Here is a 22887-nt window from a genome sequence, read left to right on the forward strand (position 1 = left end):
GATAAAAGTATAGGTAACAAAAAAGTATAATGGCTTGTGGTTTAAAAGCGGCTAAATGTATGTATAAAACAGAAGCGGCAGCCAACTATGGCTGCCGCTTCTGTTTTATACATATTTAAATCTACTAGTATCCGAACACCTGCTCTAGCGTCAGTTGCTGTACTTTACCGTATTTCGCCAGTTCTTTAAAGTTCAGGCGATCTTTCGAGCCAATCACAAGTATAGCCTGTGGTTTGCCACTCACAAACTGCTTTTGGAAAGCCTGTAATTGGTCAAAGGTCAGACTGTTGGCGCTTTCATAAATATCTCTTCGGATGTCGTAGTCCAGGCCAAGGCGCTTGGCACGCTCATAATCGAACAGAATTGACGATTTGGTGATACGCTCTGATGAAATACTGTTGCGCAGCGATGCCTTCGCCAGGTTAAAGTTTTCATCGGCCAGCGGCATGTTGGTTAGCAGTTCCTGCATACCAGCCATTGCTTCCGGCAACTTATCAGACTGCGTACCAATATAAGACTGGATATAGTTTGAGCGGTCTTTCTTGGCTGCAGTACTATAGCTTGAGTAAGCCGAATAGGCCAGTGCCTTCGATTCGCGCAGCTCCTGGAACACAATGGAGCTCATTCCTGCCCCGAAGTACTGGTTATACAGGCGTATAGTTGGCACCATGTCTTTGTTGAAAGCATCGGCTTTGGTCAGGAAAATAAGCTCGGCCTGCACCATGTTATAGTCTACCCAGTAAACTGTTGGCTGCTTAATATCCAGCTCAGGGAATACTTTCTCGGCTGGTACCGGCTTCAATTTGGCTGGTACAATGTGGCCAGTGTTAAGTGTAGCTACCAGGTTGTCTGTTTCACGTGGGCCATAGTATAACACGCGGTGCTCGTAAGTAGGAATGCTCTTGATGATGCTGATCAATTCCTGAGGCTTCACAGCTTTCAATTCCTTTTCCGACATTACTGATGTAAACGGATTTTTAGGGCCGTACTTGGCATAGTTTACCAGCGCCTGGTTCAGGATAACGCCTTTGTTCAATTTGGCATCGCTGCGGGCTTTCAACATACCCTGCACCATGTCATTCAATGCCTTCTGGTCAGCTTTCGGGTTCTGCAGCACGCTCTCAAACAGGGCCAGCGCAGGCTCAAAATTCTCGTCCAGGCCAGACAGCGTTACGTAAACCTGGTCTCCGGAAGCAGACACGTTAAACGAAGTACCCAGCTTGTAGAATTCTTTCTTCAGGTCTTCAGCGCTGTACTTGTCTGTACCTAAAAACTCCAGGTACGTTAATGCCATGCCCAGTTTCGGGTTGTTGTTGGTACCCATATCCAGGATGTAGTACAGCTGGAACAGGCCATTCTCTTTGTTCTTGGTGTATAACAACGGAATGTCGTTCTTCAGCTTCGCTTCCTTGATATCGGTTTTATAATCCACGAATACCGGCTTCAGTTCAGAAGCATCTTTGGCCATAAAGTCGCGGTAGTAAGCCGATTGTGCCTCGCGGTTAACTGGTACCGGCGTAATAGCTGGTTTCTCTACTTTCTGGGCAGTCGCATTTTTGTCGTTGCGCTTATATGCCAGTACATAGTTGTTATTCAGGTACTTGTTTGCCACTTCTACCACATCTTTCTTGGTGATCTTAGCAAACTCTTCCGGGCGCTTCACATAGTCAGCCCACGGAATATCATAGATAAAGGCTGTAACAAAAGCATCCGCACGGTCAGAGTTGCGCTCATAAGCACGCATCAGGCTGATCTTGTTATCGTTGATGATAGCCGGGATCAGGTCATCGTCAAACTTGCCTTGTTTTACCAGTTCCACTTGTGCAAGTAGCAGTTCTTTTACCTGGTCCAACGTCTGGCCCTGGCGCGGTGAACCACCCAAACGGAATATGGAGTAATCTTTCATCTGATTATCGTAACCGTACGCCTGCAGCACTTTCTGCTGTTGGTTCAGGTTTAGGTCTATTAAACCAGCTTGGCCGTTATACAAAATGGCGCTGATCATGCTCAGTACCTGGGCATCGCGTGAGCTCATGCCCGGGAAGCGGTAAGCAATAGATACGTTTTCAGCACTTGGGCCTACTATTTCTTTAACTATAGGTTGTGCAATTGGCTTCTCCTGTGCTACCGTAAAAGTTGGTGCTTTAGCTGGCTTCAGTTTACCGAAATGGGCATCTATTACACGAATTGCCTGGTCAAAGTCGATGTCGCCGCTCAGGGCAACCGCCATATTGCTTGGCACATAGTAAGCATCAAAATACTTCTTGATCTCTGTGATAGAAGGATTTTTGAGGTGCTCTACAGTTCCAATAGTGGTTTGCGTACCATACTGATGCGTCGGGAACATAGCAGCATTCAGGGCTTCCATTACTTTCCAGCCGTCGTTATCCAGGGTGCGGTTTTTCTCTTCGTACACTGCCTCCAGTTCTGTATGGAACAGGCGTGGCACCAGTTCGCCAAAGCGGTGTGCTTCCAAAGCTACCCAGCGCTCCAGTTGGTTGCTCGGGATGTCGTTGGTATACACCGTCTGCTCAACCGAAGTATAGGCGTTGGTACCTTTCGCACCTATGGCACCTAAGATCTTATCGTACTCGTTGGCAACAGCATACGTAGCCGCTACACCTGAAATAGAATCTATCTGGTGGTAGATCTTTTTGCGCATGGCCGGGTCTGTGGTTTTGCGGTGCTGCTCATACAGCGCTTCGATCTTGTCCAGCTCTGCTTTCTCTTTTGCCCAATCCTGTGTGCCTAACTGGCTGGTACCTTTAAATACCATGTGCTCCAGGTAGTGTGCAAGGCCGGTTGCATCGGCAGGGTCGTTTTTAGAGCCAGCGCGTACCGCAATGTAGGTCTGCACGCGCGGGGCATCTTCATAATCCGTTAGGTACACTTTCAGACCGTTATCTAAGGTATAAATACGGGCATTCAGCGGGTCGTTCGGAGCGGTTTCGTATTTGTACTCCTTCTCGGTGGTGGCTACAGCCGCCGTGTCAGTGGCCGACTGTGTCTGGTAGGTCTCTTGCTTACATTGCGTAAATGTAAGCCCAAGCGCCACCAGGAAAAGCGATACTTCTTTTCTTGAGGTCATAGTTTGTGTTAAGGTGATATTCTGAAGTATAAATGTAGGATTATTTCTTTAAAAATCAGTATCCAACCCAAAACGTTGTTTCAGATCGACGATAACCGGAAATTTCTCGGCCAGGTAATTAAACTTATCTGCCGACGTATACAATTTGCGCTCATCCTGCACTTCAACTACTTCTGCTTTCAGCACTATACTTCGGTTGCCCAATTGTTGTTTTAGTTCAGAAAGCAGGGCTGGTCGTAGGGCTGAGAACTGGTCCATCATTACGTGATTGTCCAGGTACAGGGTAATCTCGTTTTGCTCGCTTACCTGATACTGGCGGTTCAGGAGCGTATAGTCCATCATGTTCTCTTCCTTCTTGCGGCGAAGGATAGTATGCCATACCGTCTTCAGCTTTGCCTGGTCTACGGGCACGAAGGCGCCGTAAGTAGCTTCTTCTGCTTCCTCGGCGGTATTAGCTATAGTTTGCGCTGCGGGTTGTGCCTGCAGGTCTTTTAAGCTAGGCAGTTTGCTCAGCTTTTTTGGTGGCGGCAAACCCGGTTTAGACGGGGCAGCCGGAGCCGATGAAGCAGGAGCTGGAGCCGCCGATGGAGCCACGCGTGCATCAGGGGTTACCTGCTGTGGCTTTGGCGGCTGCTGCAATTCAGCAGATGGTATGCTACCTGCCGGAACCGGTTGCTGCAACCCGGCCGATGGAACGACAGCCGCGGGAGCAGAAGTGGCACCTGTTGATGCGGTAGGGGCTGGTGCCGGCGCCGCTACCTTAGCTTTTTTTGGTTCAGCTCCGTTCTGAGCAAAGCTCAGGGCAGCATTTAGGTGGGCCATTTTCATCAGGCACAGCTCCACGTGCAGGCGCTGATTTTTGCTGCTCTTATAGTTGGTGTCGCAGGCGCTTACCAGGTTCAGGCCAGATAACAGGAACGATACAGATGACTTAGCAGACTGCTCCGCGTATTTGGCTTTGATGTTATCCGAAACTTCCAGCAATTGTACTGTCTGCGGGTCTTTGCAAACCAGCAGGCTGCGGAAGTGCTCCCCAATACCGATCAGGAAATTGTGCGCGTCAAATCCGTTCTTCAGTATTTCATCAAACAGTAGCAGGGTGCCTGGTAAGTTCTGGTTCAGGAGGTCGTCGGTTAACCTGAAATAGTAGTCATAATCCAGGATGTGCAGGTTCTCTACAGTGGCTTTGTAGGTTACATTGCTACCCGAGAAAGTTACCATCTGGTCGAAAATAGAAAGCGCATCGCGCAAGGCTCCGTCTGCTTTCTGCGAGATCAGGTGCAGGGCATCCGGCTCAGCCTGTATACTTTCTTTCTGCGCAATATTGCCCAGGTGGCGTACCATGTCTTCGATCCTGATTCTGTTAAAATCAAAGATCTGGCAGCGTGAAAGTATTGTTGGGATGATCTTGTGACGCTCGGTTGTAGCTAAGATAAAGATAGCATAAGAAGGCGGCTCTTCCAGTGTCTTCAGAAATGCGTTGAAGGCCTGGTTCGAGAGCATGTGCACCTCATCTATAATGTAGATCTTGTACTTACCTGTTTGCGGGGCATAGCGTACCTGCTCTACCAGGTTACGGATGTCCTCTACGGAGTTGTTGGAAGCCGCATCGAGTTCATGGATGTTGAACGAGCTGCTGGAGTTAAAGCTTCGGCAGGATTCACACTCATTGCAGGCCTCAACCTCCGGGGTAATGTTCTGGCAGTTTATAGTTTTAGCCAGGATACGGGCACAGGTAGTTTTACCCACCCCACGCGGACCACAGAAAAGGAATGCCTGTGCCAGGTGCTTGCTGCTGATGGCGTTTTTTAGGGTGTTGGTTATATGGTGTTGCCCTACCACGCTATCGAACGTGCTCGGGCGGTACTTACGTGCTGATACTACGAAATTTTCCATTACTACAAAGATAATCAATCTGAAGCTCAGATGCGACGGCTTTTTATCCAGCAGTTTTCCATAAAGTTATCCACGGAGTTATAGTTTAAAAGTTTGGGAGTTTAGGATTTAGAGAGGGGCTATAGTTTGAAAATTGGGAAGTTAAAAAGTTAAAAAGTTAGAAAGTTGGGTCTGCGGAGGATGGTGCGAACGTCTTCAATCGTGTTGAACTATAGTTCGGACCTACGGAGCAGCCACTTTAAAAGCTATAGTTTACCGCACGGCATTATAGCCGCCTATAGTTCCTTTTTTGGAAAGCACCAGTTGCCATAGTTGGTTGTTGCGTGCCCTGAACGAGCCTGCGCTGGAAAGCAGGTAATACGTCCACATGCGGTAAAAGCGATCGCCATATTCGCCTTGTAGCTCAGGCCAATTATTGTTAAAATTATTGAACCAGGCCATTAACGTCAGGTCGTAATATGGGCCGAAGTTGTGCCAGTCCTCCACTATAAAAAGGTGCTCCATGGCAGAACCCAGTTGTTTAATGGATGGTATCAGGCAGTTCGGAAAAATATAGGTGTCGGTAAATGGGTCAGCAGATACTTTTGAGAAATTAACCCCGATGGTATGCAGCAAAAAAAGGCCATCGTCTTTCAGGCAGCGGTGGGATACCTGCATAAAAGTTCTGTGATTGCGATAACCCACATGTTCCACCATCCCTACCGAAACGATGTGGTCGAATTGTTCATTTACATCGCGGTAATCCTGCAGGCGTATCTCTACAGGCAAACCTTTGCAGATTTCACGGGCAAGCGTTGCCTGTTCCTCTGATACGGTTATGCCCACCACTTCGACGCCATAGTTCTCGGCAGCATACTTTGCAAAACCACCCCAGCCACAGCCAATATCCAGCACGCGTTGCCCCGGTTGCAGGTACAGTTTCCGGCAGATCAGATCGAGCTTGTTTTCCTGGGCTTGGTCCAGGTTTCCGCCATTTTTCCAGTAGCCGCAACTATAGTTCATGCGCTTGTCGAGCATGAGCTGGTATAGTCTGTTGCCGATGTCGTAGTGGCGCTGTGCGTTTCGGGCGGCCCTGCCTTTACCCTGTAGGTTGAATAGCTTAGCCAGCAACAAGTGAAGCATTGATCTCCAGCCAAGCTTTGCCTGTTTGTACAGATCGGCCCTTATTACTTTAAACACAAACTGGTCAATACTTTTGCAGTCCCACCAGCCATCCATGTAAGACTCTCCGAGCCCGAGGGTACCTTCACTTAGCAGACGTTTATAAAATCGATCGTCATGCACCTGCAGATCCCACTCATCCGGGCCGTTTATCTTAATGTCGGGAGTGGCCAGGATATCAATTACCTGCTGCTTTAAATTGGTGACATTCATGAGACTGTGTTAAGTATAAGAGGTTGTACCTGATTGGTTTATACTTGTAAAGCTATGAACGCGAGTAATGTAATAAGGGTTGAAGGTGCTTTTATGCTGCCTGGAACTATAGCTGGAAAAGGGGGAGTCCGCCGGAGGTTCGTCTATTTGCTTATGTTTGGTTGCTACATGGTATAGAGCGTGCCGATAGCTACGATAATTCCGCTTAGCAACAGCAGGAAAGTATAAGCAAAAGCCAGCACAATGAACTTGTAAACAGTACGCCAGCGGGAGCTTCTGTAAGTGTTTCGCATGGACCGATAGATATACCAGATCATAATTGCCAGTCCTGTAAACATAAGCCAATCATCCAGGAAAGGCAGTATCCATTCTAAGACAATATAAATTGACCCGAACAGGAAAAGGAACGAATGCACGTGTATGGAGTAAATCAGGTGTTCTGCAAAATATTTCTTAGATCGGTAATTTACCAGTTTCAGGATAAGGGCAAATAAGGGCAACAGGATAAACATCATTTTTGGTAAATGGCTTGTCAGCTTATTCATAAAAAGCTGCCGGTTCAGGTCATCATCAAATAATTTTTTTAGTTTATCTCTAAACGATTGCGGCAAGGCACTTTCATTAACCAGGGAAGAGGTGTTTCCGTCTTCCTCTGCTGTAGAAATGAGTGATGCACTATAGTTGCTGGTGCTTTCTGTGGCCGGCCCGCTATTATTCTGTAGGTTCTCAATATTGTCGTCTCCCGATTTTTCAGGGATAGTACTGTTTATTGCCGATTTTGCCGGTTCGGATATAGTGTTCTCTTTTGCGTCTCCTTCTTTAAGAATATCTTTTTTGTTAGAGTTTGAGTCAAGCGTGAAAAGAAAAAAGAACAGGATGCTGATAGAGATATACATGCTGATCGGGTTGAGGTGAGAGGCCCGTTTGCCTGCAAAATACTCCTTGGTTAGGTAGCCCGGCTTTGTAAGTAGAGGAACAATACTGTTAAAAAATTTCGACTCAAAGTGGAAGTAATGGCCCACACTATGTAGTAGGAGGTGCAGAAAATTTTCACGCAGTTCCAGGTTTTCCTGTCCGCAGCTCGGGCAGAATTTATCCGCAACTATAGTATCACAATTAAGACAGTTGTTTTCAGAGCGGTAGTGTTTCTTCATAGGTGCTTTTAGCCAAACAAAGCTCTAAAATAAGCAATCGGATCTTTATAATTTACCAGATAGAAATAAATATTTAACTATAACTATGTTCTGAAAACCGTAGTGAAGAAATAGGTAACTATAGCTTCTGTAGCAAACTATAAAACGACAAAGGCAGTTGCTGCATGCAACTGCCTTTGGATATAAGTAGCAGGTTATCTATTCCTTTTTTTTACATCTGGTTAGAGATTAATATGGTTTGGAGCTGTGCGATTTTTGCTTCGCATCTTCCACACCTTCTTCGCCGGTTATGTTGCCCAGCGGCCCATCTGTGCCCTCAATTAGGTCGTGCTTCATCATTTTCTTTGCTTCGGCAACAGCGCGCTCAATGCTTTCCTTTACTCTGCGGCCATAATCCTCATCAGCCTGGGTAAAGTAGCTCAACATTTTTTCCTGAATGCGCGGGTCGCATTTAGCCAGGTCGTTGCCCAGGTTGCTGATCAGTTCGTCGCGCTCCCAATCCTCAAAGTTGCGGTAGGTTTCGCCGGCCTGTTTAAATGTGTTGGCACGTTCTATTGGTTTTCGTACCAGGTTGGCATCATAGCGCGGAGTGTACTCTTTGCCTGCCATCGGTGCTTCTTCCAGACCACCCAAAATAGAGGGCTCATAGTTTACGTGTATGTTCTGACCCTCGGCAAAGTCGGTGTCAAAAGCCATCTGGCCGCCGCGCTGGTTGGTAGCTACATGGGTTTTGGCAGCATTAATAGGCAACTGCAGGTAGTTTGCCCCAATACGGTAGCGTTGTGTATCGGAGTAAGAGAAGGTACGTCCCTGCAGCATTTTATCATCTGAAAAGTCAAGGCCATCTACCAGTACACCTGTTCCAAAAGCCGCCAGTTCTACCTCGTTAAAGAAGTCCACAGGGTTGCGGTTCAGTGTCATCTTGCCTATCGGGTACCACGGAAACTGCTCTTTGGGCCATAGTTTGGTATCATCCAGCGGGTCAAAATCCAGTTCCGGGTGCTCATCATCGCTCATGATCTGCACATTTAGCTCCCATTCCGGAAAGTCGCCACGCTCTATGGCCTCATACAGATCCTGGGTGGCGTGGTTAAAGTTTTTGCCCTGTATTTCCTGTGCTTCTTTCTGGGTAAGGTTGCGGATGCCCTGCTGTGGTTCCCAATGGTATTTCACAAGTACCGCTTCGCCATCGGCATTTACCCATTTGTAGGTGTTTACCCCGGAGCCCTGCATCTGTCTATAGTTGGCCGGAATACCCCATGGCGAGTATAGAAAAGTAACCATGTGAGTTGCCTCCGGAGTACCCGAGAAGAAGTCAAAAATACGTTCAGCGCTTTGTATGTTTGTTACCGGGTCTGGTTTCTGCGAGTGGATCAGGTCCGGGAATTTCATGGCATCGCGAATGAAGAAGATCTTCAGGTTGTTGCCTACCAGGTCCCAGTTGCCATCTTCTGTGTAGAACTTAACAGCAAAGCCCCGTGGGTCGCGCAAAGTTTCAGGCGACCCAGATGGGTGGCCTACAGTAGAGAAGCGTACAAAAGTTGGTGTTTCCTTCCCTTTCTTAAATACTTTAGCGCGGGTAAATTTTTCAATCGGGTCGTTGCCTACCATGCCATACGACTTAAAAACGCCATGGGCACCTGTACCACGGGCATGGACCACCCGTTCTGGAACACGTTCCCGGTCAAAGTGCGACATCTTTTCAATGAAATGGTAGTTCTCCATCGTAGCCGGCCCACGGCTGCCTATCGTCCGGATGTTTTGGTTGTCGGTTACAGGATGGCCCTGGCGGGTTGTTAAGACACGACCTTTACTGCCCTGGCCGTTTCCCTTGCTTGCGGTGCGGTACTTATTGTTTTTGTTCATTGCGCGATACCGTTGATGGAAAGATAAGTTTACTACAACGGTATACTCTATGCGAATGAGTTATGTTTATAGATTTTATCTATATTTAACTTTGATAAATCTATTATATGATAAATATAGTTAAATTCTATTCCTGGGTTTAGTAGAAATAGATGGGCAGTAACCAGACAGGTTCACTCAGAACAACAACCTGAAAGTAGTGCCAATACCCTCCTGGCTCTCAACCTGAATAGTGCCCTTATGCAAATGCATGATGTGTTTCGATAAGCTGAGACCTATCCCTGAGCCATCTTTATGCGAGGTAAAGAAAGGGATAAAAATGTTCTCCAGCAGCTCTTCCGGTATGCCTGTGCCGTTGTCGTGTACCTCTATAGTTACCTTGCTGTCCTGTTGCCTGGCTATCAGCATAATTTCAGGATTTAGTCGCCCTTGTACGGCACGCTGTGCATTGGTGATCAGATTGATAAGTACCTGTTCCAATAGGTTTACATCGCCGGTTATAGTTAGGTCTGGGAACGATACTTTGCAACTATAGCTGATGCCTTCTTCTTCCAGCCGCGGCCGCATTAAGGCGTCTATGCTTTTAAAGAGTTCCTGCACGTAAATGGTGGTCAGGTTCAGGTGTTGTTGCTTGTTCAGGTTGCGGTAAAACTGCGTGAAGCGTAACAAACCTTCACTGCGTTTTTTAATGATCCCGATTCCTTCTTCTGTGTCTTCCAGTAATTCCACATCGGCTGGTGAATCGGGTTCAGAACTATAGCGTTCCCGTTCCATGTGCAGGTGTTTGCCCAGCGTATCAGCCAGCGAGGCAATAGGGGCCACAGAGTTCATAATTTCGTGCGTCATCACGCGGAGCAGCTTTTGCCAGGCTTCGGTTTCGGTAGCATCTACGGTGGCGCTCACGTTTTTCAGAACTATAAGCAGCAGGTCGCGGTGCTGCATGGTAAACGCCGTAGCCGATACCAGTAACTGCGCTTGCCCGGCAGGTAGTTTCAACTTAACCTGAGCACTTTCGCCGGATGCTATAGTTTGTAGTGACTCGTGTAGAGCAGGGTAGCGGTTCTCCAGGCTGCTGATGCTTTTTAAGTAAGGCACACCCAGCATTTTCTTAAAGGCATCATTCACCCATTCCACTTCGCCGGTTTCCGCGTCCACAGCTATAATACCGGTATCTACCAGTTGCAGTATGGTTTGCATGTACTGGAACTGGGCCTCCCGCTCAATGTGCAGCTGCTTAAAAGTATCGTTTATAGTATTAAAAGCCTGGTGCAGTTGCTGCAGCGATGAATTACTGTGCTCATTAAAGCGTTGTGTAAAGTCGCGTTGTTTTACCGCTTCCAGGAACTTAGCCAGCTCGTTGTTGCTGCGTGTTACGTAACGCGCCATTTCCCACACCTGTGCCAGCATAATCAGTATGCCCGATGTTACCTGCAGCCAAGTGTACTGTGTCAGGTACTGAAGCGTGACGAACATCATGCCCAGCAAAAGGATAAAACGGACAAGCAGCCCGAGCTCCAGACGTTTAGATATCATATTTGTTCAGGCGGCGGTAAAGGGCGGTGCGGGTAAGGCCAAGTTCTTTGGCAGCTTTCGAAATGTTGCCTTTGTTCTTTTCGATCACACGGCGAATGGTTTCGCGCTCGATCTCGCTAAGCGGCATGCCGGCATCTGCAGCAAATGCGGGTATAGTTGGCGCGGCTATAGTTGCCATTTCCATCGGTGAGAAGCTGAAATCCTGTGGCTGCAGTACGTTGCCTTCTGCAAGTATGATGGCACGTTCAACAGCGTGTTGCAGCTCGCGCACATTGCCCGGCCAGCTGTGTTGGTTGAGCTTTTGCAGCGTAGTAGGAGCAAGCTCCGGTACAGGTTTGTGGTTTTTCTGTGCGTAGATCTCCGCAAAATGCTTTACCAGCAATTCAATGTCGCCGTGCCGCTGGCGCAGTGGTGGTAGCGTTATTTCTACAGTGTTAATGCGGTAGATCAGGTCTTTGCGGAACAGATTCTTGGCAGCCAGTTCATAGATGGGTTCGTTGGTTGCGGAAATCAACCTTATATCAACCGGCACAGGCGTGTTGGAGCCAAGTGGTGTTACCTGGCGGTTTTGCAGAACGGTTAAAAGCTTTGCCTGCATGGCCGGCGAAATGTTACCGATCTCATCCAAGAACAGCGTACCACCGTTGGCTGCTTCAAAACGGCCGGGGCGGTCTTCGCGGGCATCAGTAAAGGCGCCTTTTTTGTAACCAAACAACTCGCTCTCGAAAAGTGAATCTGTCAGGGCGCCCATATCCACACTTATAAAAGGTTTGTTGGCTCTAAACGACTTCTCGTGCAGGGCGCGTGCCACCAATTCCTTTCCTGTTCCGTTCTCACCTAGTATCAGCACGTTGGCTTCGGTGGGGGCAATCTTCTCTATTTTGTGCAAGGTTTCCTGCAGGGCCTCAGATTGACCCAGTATAGTGGTATGCTGCGTGGCTATAGTAGCTTTACCGTTCTTCTTGCCGTTTTTGGCCTGCAGGGCATTGTGCAGCGTTTCCAGCAGTTTGTCGTTGTGCCAGGGCTTCACTATAAAATCATAAGCACCTTGCTTTAACGATTTTACCGCCAACTCCACATCGCCATAGGCCGTGATCAGGATAACTGTAGCATCTTTGTCTTTTTCCAGAATTTGCCTGAGCCAGAAAATACCTTCGTTGCCGGTATTCAGGGCGCTTTTAAAGTTCATGTCCAGGAAAATGGCATCGAACTTCTGTTTAGAAAGCAAGCTGAGCAGGTTGTCCGGGTTTTTCTCTGTAACTACTTCTTTTACCTCTGTTTTCAGCAGCATCTTCAGCGCAAAAAGCACATCGCTTTCGTCGTCAACTATTAAAACGCTACCGGTTTTTCCTGTGGCCATAGTGCAAGCATTTCTTATTCTGATACCGAATTTAAATAAATATTTCGGGGATTTATACTAGCCTGAACTATAGGTTCTATACTTTCAGCATTTGTTTTCGCTACCGGCATTGCTACAGTACAATTTCACGCATTTTATACTTCAAAATGCTGTAACGCATCCGCACAGGTGTCCTTTTGAAAAGTGTATCAGAAGCGTACACTCTTTGCATGTTGATGTAGTGCTAAATGTTGTAAATCAATGTTTTGTAAAACTGGCATCTTAATTTCCATTAACCTGCTTCCAGTTGGGTGATAACCTGCAGCTGTTCAAAAAAGATTTTTTACCTGTGCCGCTAAAATTCTAAGACTATGATCAAGAACTACCTTAAAATGGCTTACCGCAACCTGATGCGCCACAAGCTTTTCTCCCTGATCAACATATCAGGTTTGGCACTGGGTATGACCTGCAGCATACTAATATTGTTGTGGGTACGCGACGAACTAAGCTTTGACCGCTTTCATGCTGATACAGATAACCTGTACCGTCTGATGGAAGTGCAGAGCTACCCTGGCTCCGACAACCTGACTACCGACGCTACACCTGGTCCGCTGGCCGAAGCGCTGGAGAAAGATATTCCGGAAATTAAGCATGCCGTGCGTAGCTCTACCTGGGAGTGGAAAAAATTGCTGGCTTACCAGGATAAGGTCTTAAAGGTAAATGGCCGCTATACAGATGATGCATTCTTTGAGATGTTCTCTTTCAAGCTCCTGCACGGCGACCCGACACAGGTACTCGATCAGCCAAATTCTATAGTTATCTCAGCTAAACTGGCTAGCCAGTTCTTCGGGAGCCCTAACGAGGCCATGGGCAAGGTGTTTAAAATCGATAACAGGGATAGCTACAAAGTTACCGGTGTAATGCAGGATGTTCCCGAAAACTCATCGATGCAGTTTGAATGGGTGATGCCCCTTATGGATGTGGTTAATCACCCGGATGGGCACTGGCTGAAGAGATGGGACAACAACGGCATCCGTACGTTTGTGCAGCTACAGCCTGGCACCAACCTGGAGGCTGTTAATAAGAAGATAGCCCCATTTGTAAAAAGATACTCTCCCGACACAAACATAGAGCTGTTTCTGCAACCTGTTAGCGAAATGTACCTATACGGCGATTTTAAAGGTACCAAAACAGCTAATGGTGGCAGAATTGAAACCGTGCGTCTGTTCTCAGTAGTAGCTTTGTTTATCCTGGTGATTGCCTGCATCAACTTTATGAACCTGGCAACGGCCCGCTCTGCCAAGCGCGCTAAAGAAGTAGGGGTGCGTAAAGCCATTGGGGCCAGCAAATCATCGTTGGTGCGCCAGTTTATGATAGAGTCGGTGGTGGTGGCGTTTCTGGCTTTGTTTGTTTCCCTTAATTTAACCGGAATCCTGCTGCCACATTTTAACGAACTGACCGGTAAGTCTGTAGAACTGGATTTATCTGACCCAACTTTACTTGCCCTTTTAATTGGTGTGGCTATAGTTACCGGGGTGCTTTCGGGTAGTTACCCAGCTTTCTTCCTGTCATCTTTCGATCCGGTGGTGGTATTGAAGGGTACAGGCAAAGTAAGCAAGCGCATTTCTGTATTCCGTAAAGGCTTGGTGGTGTTCCAATTCATACTTTCAGGTTTGCTGATTATTAGCACTTTGGTCGTATACCTGCAGCTGCATTATATCCGCACCAAAAACATTGGCCTAAACCGGGAAAACGTGCTTTACTTTGAGCTGGAAGGTGACCTGAATAAACGCTACGAAGTGCTAAAACGGGAACTGCAGAATATACCGGGCATCGTTGGTCTGAGCGCCTCTGACCAGATTCCGCTCGATATCAGCAATTCAACAGGCGATGTGAAGTGGAAAGGGAAAGACCCGAATTCAAATCTGCTTTTCGGGATGATGGCTGTAGACTATAGCTATGCCGATGCATTAGGTATTCAGATGCATGATGGCCGCGATTTTTCGAAAAATTTTGGCACCGATACATCTGCTTTCATCATAAACGAAGAAGCGGCACGCCTGATGCAGCTGCAGGACCCAGTAGGGCAACCTATTCACATCTGGAACCTGAGAGGGCACATTATAGGAGTAGTGAAAGACTTTAATTCACGCTCAATGCACAAAACCATGCAGCCACTGATTATGAGATTGCAGGATGCCAACCAGCGCTATTTGTATGCCCGCATTGCTCCCGGCCAAACTCCTGAAGCACTGGCAGCTGTTGAGAAAATAGTGAAGCGCCACAATCCGGCTTTCCCGTTTGAGTACCACTTCCTGGACGAAGACTTTGAGAAGATGTACAAAAGTGAGGCCGTGATGGGCCAGCTGACCAAGTATTTTGCCGCCATTGCCATCTTTATTTCCTGCCTGGGCTTGTTTGGCCTGGCCTTGTTTACCGCAGAGCAACGCACCAAGGAGATCGGCATCCGCAAAGTGTTAGGTGCCTCAGTAGCCAGTATAGTTTACATGCTGAGCAAGGATTTCCTAAAGCTGGTGCTGATCGCGAACCTGATCGCGTTGCCGCTGGGCTGGTACTTTATGAGCGTCTGGCTGAATAATTATGTAGACCGCACAGAACTGAGCTGGTGGATTTTTGGGATGGCTTTAGTGTCAACTATAGTTATCGCTATTGTTACGCTCAGCTTCCATGCCATTAAAACAGCTATAGCCAACCCGGTTACTTCCCTGAGAACTGAATAATTTATAGTATAAAATCAATCTATGAAAAAGCTCTTATTGCCCTTGTTGCTGCTGGTAACTATAGTTGCACAGGCACAAGTGCCCAACACCATTTCAGCTGCCGATAAAGTGTACGGTTTATCTAAATTCTGGCAGGAAGTAAACTATAACTTTGTGTACCTGGATAAAGTGGACCGCACCATGTGGGATAACGCCTACCGCGAAGCCATTACAAAAGTACAGCAAACTAAAGATGACTACGAATATTACCGTGAGCTGCAGAAGTTTTGTGTTTTGTTAAACGATGGCCACACCAATGTTTACTTTCCTAAAAGCATAGACTCGCTGGTGTATACCAGCATGTTTGGCAAGTACCGGATCTTTCTGAGTAATATTGATAACAAAGCTATAGTTACCAGCATCAACCTGAGCGCGAAAGATGAAGTGCCTGTGGGTAGTGAGATAATTGAAGTAAATGGTTTGCCGACTGCCGAACATTTGAAAAAAAATGTGTTGCCTTACATTGCTTCGTCAACGGAGTATGTGCGCATGGATTGGGCGATACAAAATATGCTGCGTGGTCTGGTTGGGGAGAGCTATAACATTACTTACAGAACGCCCAAAGGCAAAGTGAAAAACCTGGCCCTGACGCATGCCAAAACAGCAGAGCAGGAAGTTTACCCAACTATGGAGAAACGCGAGTTGCTGGAGCTGAAGTGGTACCCAAACCAGACAGCTTACCTGGCTCTGAATGCCTTCCATGACCCCAAGATAAACGAACTGTTCCTGGAAAAACTGCCGGAACTTCGCAAAGCCAAAGCCCTTATAGTTGACCTGCGTGCCAACGGTGGTGGTTCTACAAGCATAGGTCGCCAGATTCTGGATTACCTTTCTCCGGACACGCTGCTATATGGTTCCAAGAATTCTACGCGCCAGCACCTGGCCAGCTTTAAAGCATGGGGCGTGTTTACCGAGCCAAAAGACACTGTGGGCAATGCCTGGGCAGCTAAATCACTGAATGCTTTTCAGGACAGACTGATGTATGAGTTTGACTACACCCCAAGCCGAAACAAGGTAAAGCAAAGTGATAAAGTAATTGTGCCAACGGTGCTGCTCATCGGGCATAAAACCACATCAGCTGCCGAAGATTTCCTGATCTATGCCGATAACCAGAAGCACATGACCAAAATTGGTGAGAACTCGAATGGCAGCACCGGCCAGCCTTTTATGTTTGAGCTACCAGGAGGAGGTACAGCGCGCATCTGTACTAAAAAAGACACTTACCCCGACGGCCGCGCGTTTGTAGGCTATGGCGTGAAACCTGATATCGAAGTAAAGATGACGCTTCAGGACTACATTCAGAAAAAAGACCCTGCGCTGGACCGCGCCCTGAAACACCTGAAAGGGCAGAAGTTAGCTGCCAAATAACACCAAGCAAAGCATTTATAACCAATCTATTTACAACATAAAACCATGAAAAAAACATTATGCTTATTACTGGCTATGCTGTTGCTGCTGGCGCCGGCCATAGCTCAGAATACCTACAAAGGCTTACCTGTAATAAAAGCAGCTACAAACAAAGCCGACTATAGAATTGGCTCCGAGTGGGTGAGAGGCAGCTGGAACATTATGCCTGAACTTGAAGTGGATATCCTGAAAGTGTCTGTGCCGAATAATAAAGTAAAGTTCTCGTTCCAAACCGATTCTGACTCCATCAACTTCACAATAAAGCCAGGCGACTCCAAGAAGTTTTATGTGCTGCTGAACGGGAATGATTACGCCCTTACCGAGATACAAGGCTTCGGGTTTGATGCGCTTAAGTTTAGCAAAGCCAACACCAAGCCAGCCTTTAGTTTTGTATATGAGCAGAATCAGGATAACGAGTTTCTGAACACCCTGCGTGAGCATTATAACCTGGATGCTGTAGTTGCTGGAGCGGCTAACGATACCGAAAGGGCACTGCGCATGGTAAACTGGGTGCACCAGCAATGGAACCATAACGGTATGAACGAGCCTTCGAAGCCTGATGCCCTAACAATACTTGCCGAGGCCAAAGCTGGGAAGCAGTTCCGTTGTGTGGAGTATGGCACCGTTACAGCTGCTGCCCTGAACGCCATCGGGTTGCCTGCACGCCGCTTAGGCTTGAAGATGAAAGAAGTGGAAACAACACAGTATGGTGCTGGTCACGTGCTGCTGGAAGTTTACCTGCCAGACCTGAAGAAATGGGTAATGCTGGACGGCCAGTTTGATGTAATGCCTGTTCTGAATAATGTGCCGCTTAATGCCGTAGAGTTTCAGCAGGCGATTGCTAATAACTACAACAAACTAGAGATTAGAAGCCTGTCTGGCACAAGCAAAACACAATATATTAACTGGATATACCCTTACTTGTACTACTTCGATGTGAAATTCGATAACCGCGAAGGCATAGCTTTGGATCGTAAAAAGATAGATGGCAAACAATCGCTGATGCTGCTGCCGGTTGGGGCCAAAGAGCCAAAGGTTTTCCAGATTGTGAATCCGCTGGATTACTGCAAATACACCACATCTGTAGCAGATTTTTATCAAGCTCCGGAAATGAGCACTAAAACAGGAACAGCCCGGAAGTAACTATAGTTTAGTGTGTTTTTAGTTTATTCTGAACCCTTCCGATGTGTGTGTAATGCGTACTTCGGAAGGGTCTAGGATTTGCAACTGATGAACTATACGAACAATAGAAGTGTTTAAATTACAGCGCACAGGCATCAAGATCAGAGAAAATTGCGTATGTTTGTGGCATACTTCTTGAAGTATAAATCAACAAGAATTCGTTCTTTAACTTATGGGGTAGACCGGAATTGACAGCTTGTGCAGATTGCGTGTAAGCATGTCGGGTGATGAACGTACCACCTGTTAAAAATCCGTTCGAACAATAACTGGCGAATATAACTACGCCATGGCTGCTTAATCTAGGTATTAAGCACTAGCCATAGTCTCGTGCAGGTTTCGTAAATCTGCTTGCACATCAGAGGCTTCGATCCGATTTACTAGCTTGTGTAAAGGTGTGGTGCACAGGCGAAACTAAAGCACCTAAGGAGTGCGCATAAGTTTGGTTTATACTTGCAAGCTCCCTACAATCCGAATAAACCTAAGCATGTAGAAGGCACGACGGTTTCCTTGTCTGGACCAGGGTTCGAATCCCTGCTACTCCACCATTTATTAAAAGCCCGCAGCTTGCGTAAAGCTACGGGCTTTTTTTGTTTAAAATCCAGTACCGACCTAATTGTTGAAAATGCACTTTCCCTGAAGCAGTTAAACTTTCTGCTCTATCCTGCTACTCCTTCTCTTTTTATAATTTTTGTGCTTTAGTTTAGCGATTAATATTGGTAAAGGGGCTCTTTATTTTGCACTGCAATATCATATGTCCAATAAAAAATAAAATAAATTATAAATATTGAAACATTTAAGTGGCGATGAAGTTTAATTGAGTATATGATTATTAATATAAACCAATATATACTTAAACTTATGAAGCCCTTAAAGTTATTCCTCTTTGTTTCGGTACTGTTTATAGTTGCTCTCCCATTTACTGTTTCAGCAGAATCAGGATTGGCATGCACCAATAAATCTGATATTGCAGTTGGAACTGGTATTTTCAAAACGGCTAAAGCAAATTTCCACAGCGATTTCTTTAAAAAAGCTGATCGGAAAAAGCGCCTTGCTAAAGCACATCGCAAAGACCTGCTAAAAAAAGCCAGAAAGCGTAAGTTTTAGGAAGCCAGCCTGTGGTCTAAATATTTCTTTCTGGATAACTATAATCATATCTTCCAGAAGTATTACCTTTGTAGTTATAGAGGCCCGTCGTTTTGTAAATGGCGGGCCTTTTAGTGATATTTCTGTTGAAAGTTTTTTTAAGCATATTAATACTTCAGGATAATTATTATTCTATATTCAAAGTAACCTTAAGTTCTGTGTGCAAGTACAGTCCTGTACATAAGCAATATTTCAGTACCCTTAAGAGCACCCTACCATGATGACCTTATTAGAAGATAAAGAGACGTTTTTTAGCGAAGTTGAGAAAGAACTTACCGGCCAGGGCTTTCATATAGCAAGTAAAGACTTTAACAGACCCTGGGGTGGTTTTTTTGTGATAAACGAAGAGCAGGCACCTCGTTTTGCAGAGAAGTATTTTGGGAATGTGGCTCTGGAAGACCTTAAAATTTCAGGAAAACTCAGTCCTAAGATCTTAATCGTAGCACCTGATAAAAGATTATCCTGGCAATACCATTATCGGCGTGCTGAGATATGGAAAGTGTTGCGAGGAGAAGTAGGCGTAATAACCAGCAACACAGACGAAGAGGGTGAACTACAAAGATTGCTCCCGGATACAACTATAACACTGCAACAAGGTGAACGCCATCGCCTGGTTGGTTTAGATAACTGGGGCGTGCTGGCCGAAATCTGGCGTCATACTGATGCTAACAACCCGTCTGATGAAGATGATATTGTGCGGGTACAGGATGATTTTGGAAGATAAACTCAACATTGAAAGCCTCTGATACAGAGGCTTTTTTATGGTGTATAGATGGTCTACCTATCTGCTTTCGGAGTGTTGGTTTAAAAACTGTAATTGTAAGGCGTAGTAAATGTATGAACTGAAAGTACATTTCAAACAAATCAATTCTTATCAAGAAGACCACCCCAGTTTAGAGGATAAAATAAAAAAGCCACTCAGATTACTCTAAGTGGCTTTGTCGGTGGTCGCGAAGGGAGCAAAGAGATTTCCTTTGCTATAGCTTAAACGCGTTCTAATGCAGTATCGTGAGGCTTTCTTGCTTTTAAAAGGAGCAGTTTAATGCATGACCACGCAGGTAAATGAAGGTAATGTTTTACCTGTTGTTTTACCTATTTTACGACTAGACCTTATATAAGCGCATCCCGGCGCTTTTCAAGGTTTTCCAGTGAAGAGGTATGATGACAGGGTAATCTAATTTTACAACCTATCATTTATCGCTTATGGCAACCGTAAAAATCTTACTAAAAACAGAAAAAGCAAATGCGCAGGGGGAGGTCCCGTTATACCTTCGCATCATCAAGAACCGCGCAGCCAAGTATATATCTCTTGGCATCAAGCTGCACCCCAAGCACTGGAACGAAAAGGAGAAAAAGGTAAAGAAGTCCCACCCTAATTCACAGAGACTGAATAATTATCTGGCAGTAAAGATCGCTGAAGCGGAAGGTGTAGCCCTGTCCATGGAAACAGGTGAGAAGGCGGTTTCCTCTGTAAAGATCAAAGAAGCAGTTCTAGGCAAGAAATCTGAAAGCTTCCTAAAATACGCAGATGCCTTTATCGATGGCCTAGAGAAGAACAATCAGGTAAGCACCGCTGCAAAAGCAAAAGCTATCTTCTCGAAGCTGTGGGAGTTTCTAGGTAAGAAAGACCTGTTGTTCGACCAGCTGAGCGTTACCTTTCTGAAGTCCTATGAACGCCATTTAAAGGACAAAGTAGGAAACTCCACGAACACAATTCACGCTAACCTGAAAGTGTTTCGCCGCATCATTAACGAAGCTGTAAGCGAAGACATCGTCCCATATGAGCAGAACCCATTTTTGAAGTTCAAGCTTAAGCTTGAGAAAACAACTAAAATTTATCTTACCGAGGAGCAACTTCTGAAAATTGAGGAGTTACCTTTAAAAGCTGGTACCAGAAAGTATCACCATAGGAATATGTATGTGTTTGCAGCCTATGCTGGCGGTCTTCGCATATCTGATATCCTGCAATTGAAATGGAAGCACTTCGATGGAGAGCGCATCATTATAGATACACATAAAACGGGGAGCACTGTTTCTATTAAACTACCAAGTAAAGCAGTAGGAGTTTTGGATAGGTATAGGCAGGAGGGAAGAGGGCAAGAAGACTTTATTTTTCCTGTCTTAAAGCCACATAAAGATTATACAAACCCTAGAGTTTTATACCGAGCAATATCATCTGCTACTGCTTACACTAACAAAGATATAAGAGCGATAGGTCTTCAAATTGGGATAATTGGAAATTTAAGTTTTCATTCGAGCAGACATACTTGGGCAACTAGAGCCTTAAAGAAAGGAATGCGTATAGAGTACGTCTCTAAACTGATGGGACATGCATCAATAAAGACTACCCAAATTTATGCAAAGATAGTTTCAGAAGAGCTTGATAAGGCAATGGATGTATTTGAAGACTAAAAAGATACAATAGGTGAGAAAAAAACGAGAACCCTGTTTACCACACAAGTTCTCGTTTTAAAACACCATTATTTACAATAGTTTAAGCTTCTACCTCTTTAGGGGAAGCAACCCGTTCAAAAATTTCTAGAAAGTAATCATCAGCATAATTAAACTTAGACTCTAACCCTGGAGTTTCTCTTAATTCGAGTACATGTTTGGCTCCTCCTTCAGCGTATTCACTAATGATAGTTAATATTTCTCTTGCATCTAATATTTCTGCAGAAGTCTGAGCTTCAATTTTTCCGATAGCCATCAGAATCAATGCGTAAGAAATACTTTCTGAAGCATTGGAGATTACTTGATACTCAAATGAAGTCCTATTATCTAGGGTTGCACCTGTTACTCTTTTATTATTTATAAAGCCAATAATTGCAGCCCAAGCATAAACCTGCCAATAGTTAGAGAAGAATTTATCATCACTTTTTGTGATATTCGATCCCTTCTCTTCTTTCCGGCTAAACAAATCTCTCACCTTTAAGACTTCAGCCCCATACCAAACCTTCTTTTTGTTTACGTCTAATATCAATTTATCCTTCATCCTTATTTTACTTTTATGGTAACAGACTTTTTATTGGTTCTGGAATTAGGGCCATTTGAATCTATCATTACATTCTCAATTTTGTAGAAGTTCTTGATGTCTGCTTCCTCAATTAAATTATTTAGCTGACCATCTGTAAACTGAGAATAATCCTTAGACATGATAATAATTTGGTCGAAAGATTTACCAATGTTAACAGTCAAGTTGTAAGTATTATCGCTATCTAAATCAGAGGAGGGGGCATCAGCAATAAGTGGGTAAGACCTATTCATTTTCTTAGCACTTAATGATAAAAACGAATTTGCGACAGAAAGCTTTTCAGCAACTAGTTCACCTGTATTTAGGTCTATAAGCTGCTGACCTGTTTTCTCATCCACAATGCGGGCACCTTTATCAAACACAATTTTTCCCTGTTGTTTGTTGCCTAGATATAAGGCGTAAAGTCTATTGCTTTCTGACTGCAGCTCATTAATTAGGTTTTTATAGGCGATATCCTTCAACTTACCAATGCTATCAACAAACATCTGTATATAATGAGATGCAACACTTTCAACTATCGTAGTATCAGTCTTTTTTACAAAGCTATCTCTAATAGCTTTATTTTCATTTAAAGCTGTTTTAGCTTTACTTAAATCATTCTCTACTGCATGAAGTCTAGTAGTCTTTATTTTTACTTCAGCTCGATAAGACTTTAATTTGTTTATATTTTGTTGAGCAGTTGTTGCACCTGTTTCTAGATCAGATCTCTGATCAGAACCTAGGTCGGTAAAAATATCGTTTATCTCTTTACTTAATTTGTTACGTTTCTTGATTAGATTACTCTTTTTTCTATTATTTTCAGTTATCTCATCATTGATAGATGGAAGTTCACTTAGTAATCTCCTCTTATATTTATTTAAGTCTGTATAATTCTCTTGAAGTAATTTGTTATGTGCATTAACTTCAAAATCATTCATTCTTCTCTTTAGCGCAGCATAAGCATCAGTACCTTCTTCAACTGCTCTTTCACAGATATAGCAAATGTTATCGTTCAACATTTGCTCCACATACTCTGGGCCCGGAAGCGTAGTAGGGACTGGGTTTTTTATGTTTTGGCTTTCTTGTATTTCTGTATTGAGAATAGAAAGGTTCTT

General features: G+C 45.1%; 15 protein-coding genes and 1 other RNA gene. 7 read left to right on the forward strand and 9 right to left on the reverse strand.

The genetic code is table 11. The features are described from left to right. Positions 1–124: 124 nt before the first annotated feature. The 7 genes from GXP69_RS04635 to GXP69_RS04665 all read right to left on the reverse strand — a co-directional run bounded on the left by GXP69_RS04635 (position 125) and on the right by GXP69_RS04665 (position 12271). Complete coding sequence (locus GXP69_RS04635; protein ID WP_163912826.1) at positions 125–3088, reverse strand: M16 family metallopeptidase; 2964 nt, start codon at positions 3086–3088, stop codon at positions 125–127. 48 nt (positions 3089–3136) lie between these two features. Continuing rightward, on the reverse strand, positions 3137–4984 hold the full coding sequence (locus GXP69_RS04640) for a DNA polymerase III subunit gamma/tau (protein ID WP_163912828.1): 1848 nt from the start codon (positions 4982–4984) through the stop codon (positions 3137–3139). 252 nt (positions 4985–5236) lie between these two features. Continuing rightward, positions 5237–6358: a cyclopropane fatty acyl phospholipid synthase gene (cfa, locus tag GXP69_RS04645; RefSeq protein WP_163912830.1), complete on the reverse strand. Its 1122-nt coding sequence runs from the start codon at positions 6356–6358 to the stop codon at positions 5237–5239. Positions 6359–6522: 164 nt separating this feature from the next. Further along, the gene (locus tag GXP69_RS04650) at positions 6523–7512 is read right to left on the reverse strand and encodes a DUF3667 domain-containing protein (RefSeq protein WP_163912833.1); all 990 of its coding nucleotides are present in this window, start codon (positions 7510–7512) and stop codon (positions 6523–6525) included. Between the two features lie 228 nt (positions 7513–7740). Further along, positions 7741–9378, reverse strand: coding sequence for a catalase (locus GXP69_RS04655; protein WP_163912835.1), 1638 nt, complete (start codon positions 9376–9378; stop codon positions 7741–7743). 177 nt (positions 9379–9555) lie between these two features. Then, a complete protein-coding gene (locus GXP69_RS04660; RefSeq protein WP_163912836.1) occupies positions 9556–10911 on the reverse strand; it encodes a sensor histidine kinase in 1356 nt (451 codons plus the stop codon). Then, positions 10901–12271, reverse strand: coding sequence for a sigma-54-dependent transcriptional regulator (locus GXP69_RS04665; RefSeq protein ID WP_163912838.1), 1371 nt, complete (start codon positions 12269–12271; stop codon positions 10901–10903). The genes GXP69_RS04660 and GXP69_RS04665 overlap by 11 nt, the downstream gene beginning before the upstream one ends. A gap of 350 nt (positions 12272–12621) precedes the next feature. Between GXP69_RS04665 and GXP69_RS04670 the strand changes: the two genes are divergently transcribed. The 7 genes from GXP69_RS04670 (at position 12622) to GXP69_RS04700 (ending at position 21174) form a co-directional block, all read left to right on the forward strand. Then, positions 12622–14991 carry an ABC transporter permease gene (locus GXP69_RS04670; protein WP_163912840.1) on the forward strand — a complete coding sequence of 790 codons (2370 nt, stop codon included), beginning with the start codon at positions 12622–12624 and terminating at the stop codon, positions 14989–14991. 21 nt (positions 14992–15012) lie between these two features. After that, the gene (locus GXP69_RS04675; RefSeq protein WP_163912842.1) at positions 15013–16398 is read left to right on the forward strand and encodes a S41 family peptidase; all 1386 of its coding nucleotides are present in this window, start codon (positions 15013–15015) and stop codon (positions 16396–16398) included. Positions 16399–16443: 45 nt separating this feature from the next. After that, positions 16444–17580: a transglutaminase-like domain-containing protein gene (locus GXP69_RS04680; protein WP_163912844.1), complete on the forward strand. Its 1137-nt coding sequence runs from the start codon at positions 16444–16446 to the stop codon at positions 17578–17580. A 213-nt stretch (positions 17581–17793) separates the two neighbouring features. Then, positions 17794–18164: a transfer-messenger RNA gene (ssrA, locus tag GXP69_RS04685) on the forward strand. A 313-nt stretch (positions 18165–18477) separates the two neighbouring features. After that, positions 18478–18723: a DEAD/DEAH box helicase family protein gene (locus GXP69_RS04690; protein ID WP_204281896.1), complete on the forward strand. Its 246-nt coding sequence runs from the start codon at positions 18478–18480 to the stop codon at positions 18721–18723. Between the two features lie 256 nt (positions 18724–18979). Beyond that, positions 18980–19486 (forward strand): cupin domain-containing protein, encoded by a 507-nt coding sequence (locus tag GXP69_RS04695; RefSeq protein ID WP_394367350.1) that lies wholly within the window; start codon positions 18980–18982, stop codon positions 19484–19486. A gap of 479 nt (positions 19487–19965) precedes the next feature. Next, complete coding sequence (locus GXP69_RS04700) at positions 19966–21174, forward strand: site-specific integrase (protein WP_163912848.1); 1209 nt, start codon at positions 19966–19968, stop codon at positions 21172–21174. 82 nt (positions 21175–21256) lie between these two features. Here the strand turns inward: GXP69_RS04700 and GXP69_RS04705 are convergent, their stop codons facing one another. Both GXP69_RS04705 and GXP69_RS04710 read right to left on the reverse strand, forming a co-directional pair. Continuing rightward, entirely contained in the window at positions 21257–21754 is a 498-nt protein-coding gene (locus GXP69_RS04705) for a hypothetical protein (RefSeq protein WP_163912849.1), read from the reverse strand. A 2-nt stretch (positions 21755–21756) separates the two neighbouring features. Next, positions 21757–22887, reverse strand: a 1131-nt coding sequence (locus GXP69_RS04710) for a hypothetical protein (RefSeq protein ID WP_163912852.1), incomplete at its 5' end; no start/stop codon positions are given.

The sequence above is a fragment of the Pontibacter burrus genome (assembly GCF_010686685.1).
GTDB lineage: Bacteria > Bacteroidota > Bacteroidia > Cytophagales > Hymenobacteraceae > Pontibacter > Pontibacter burrus.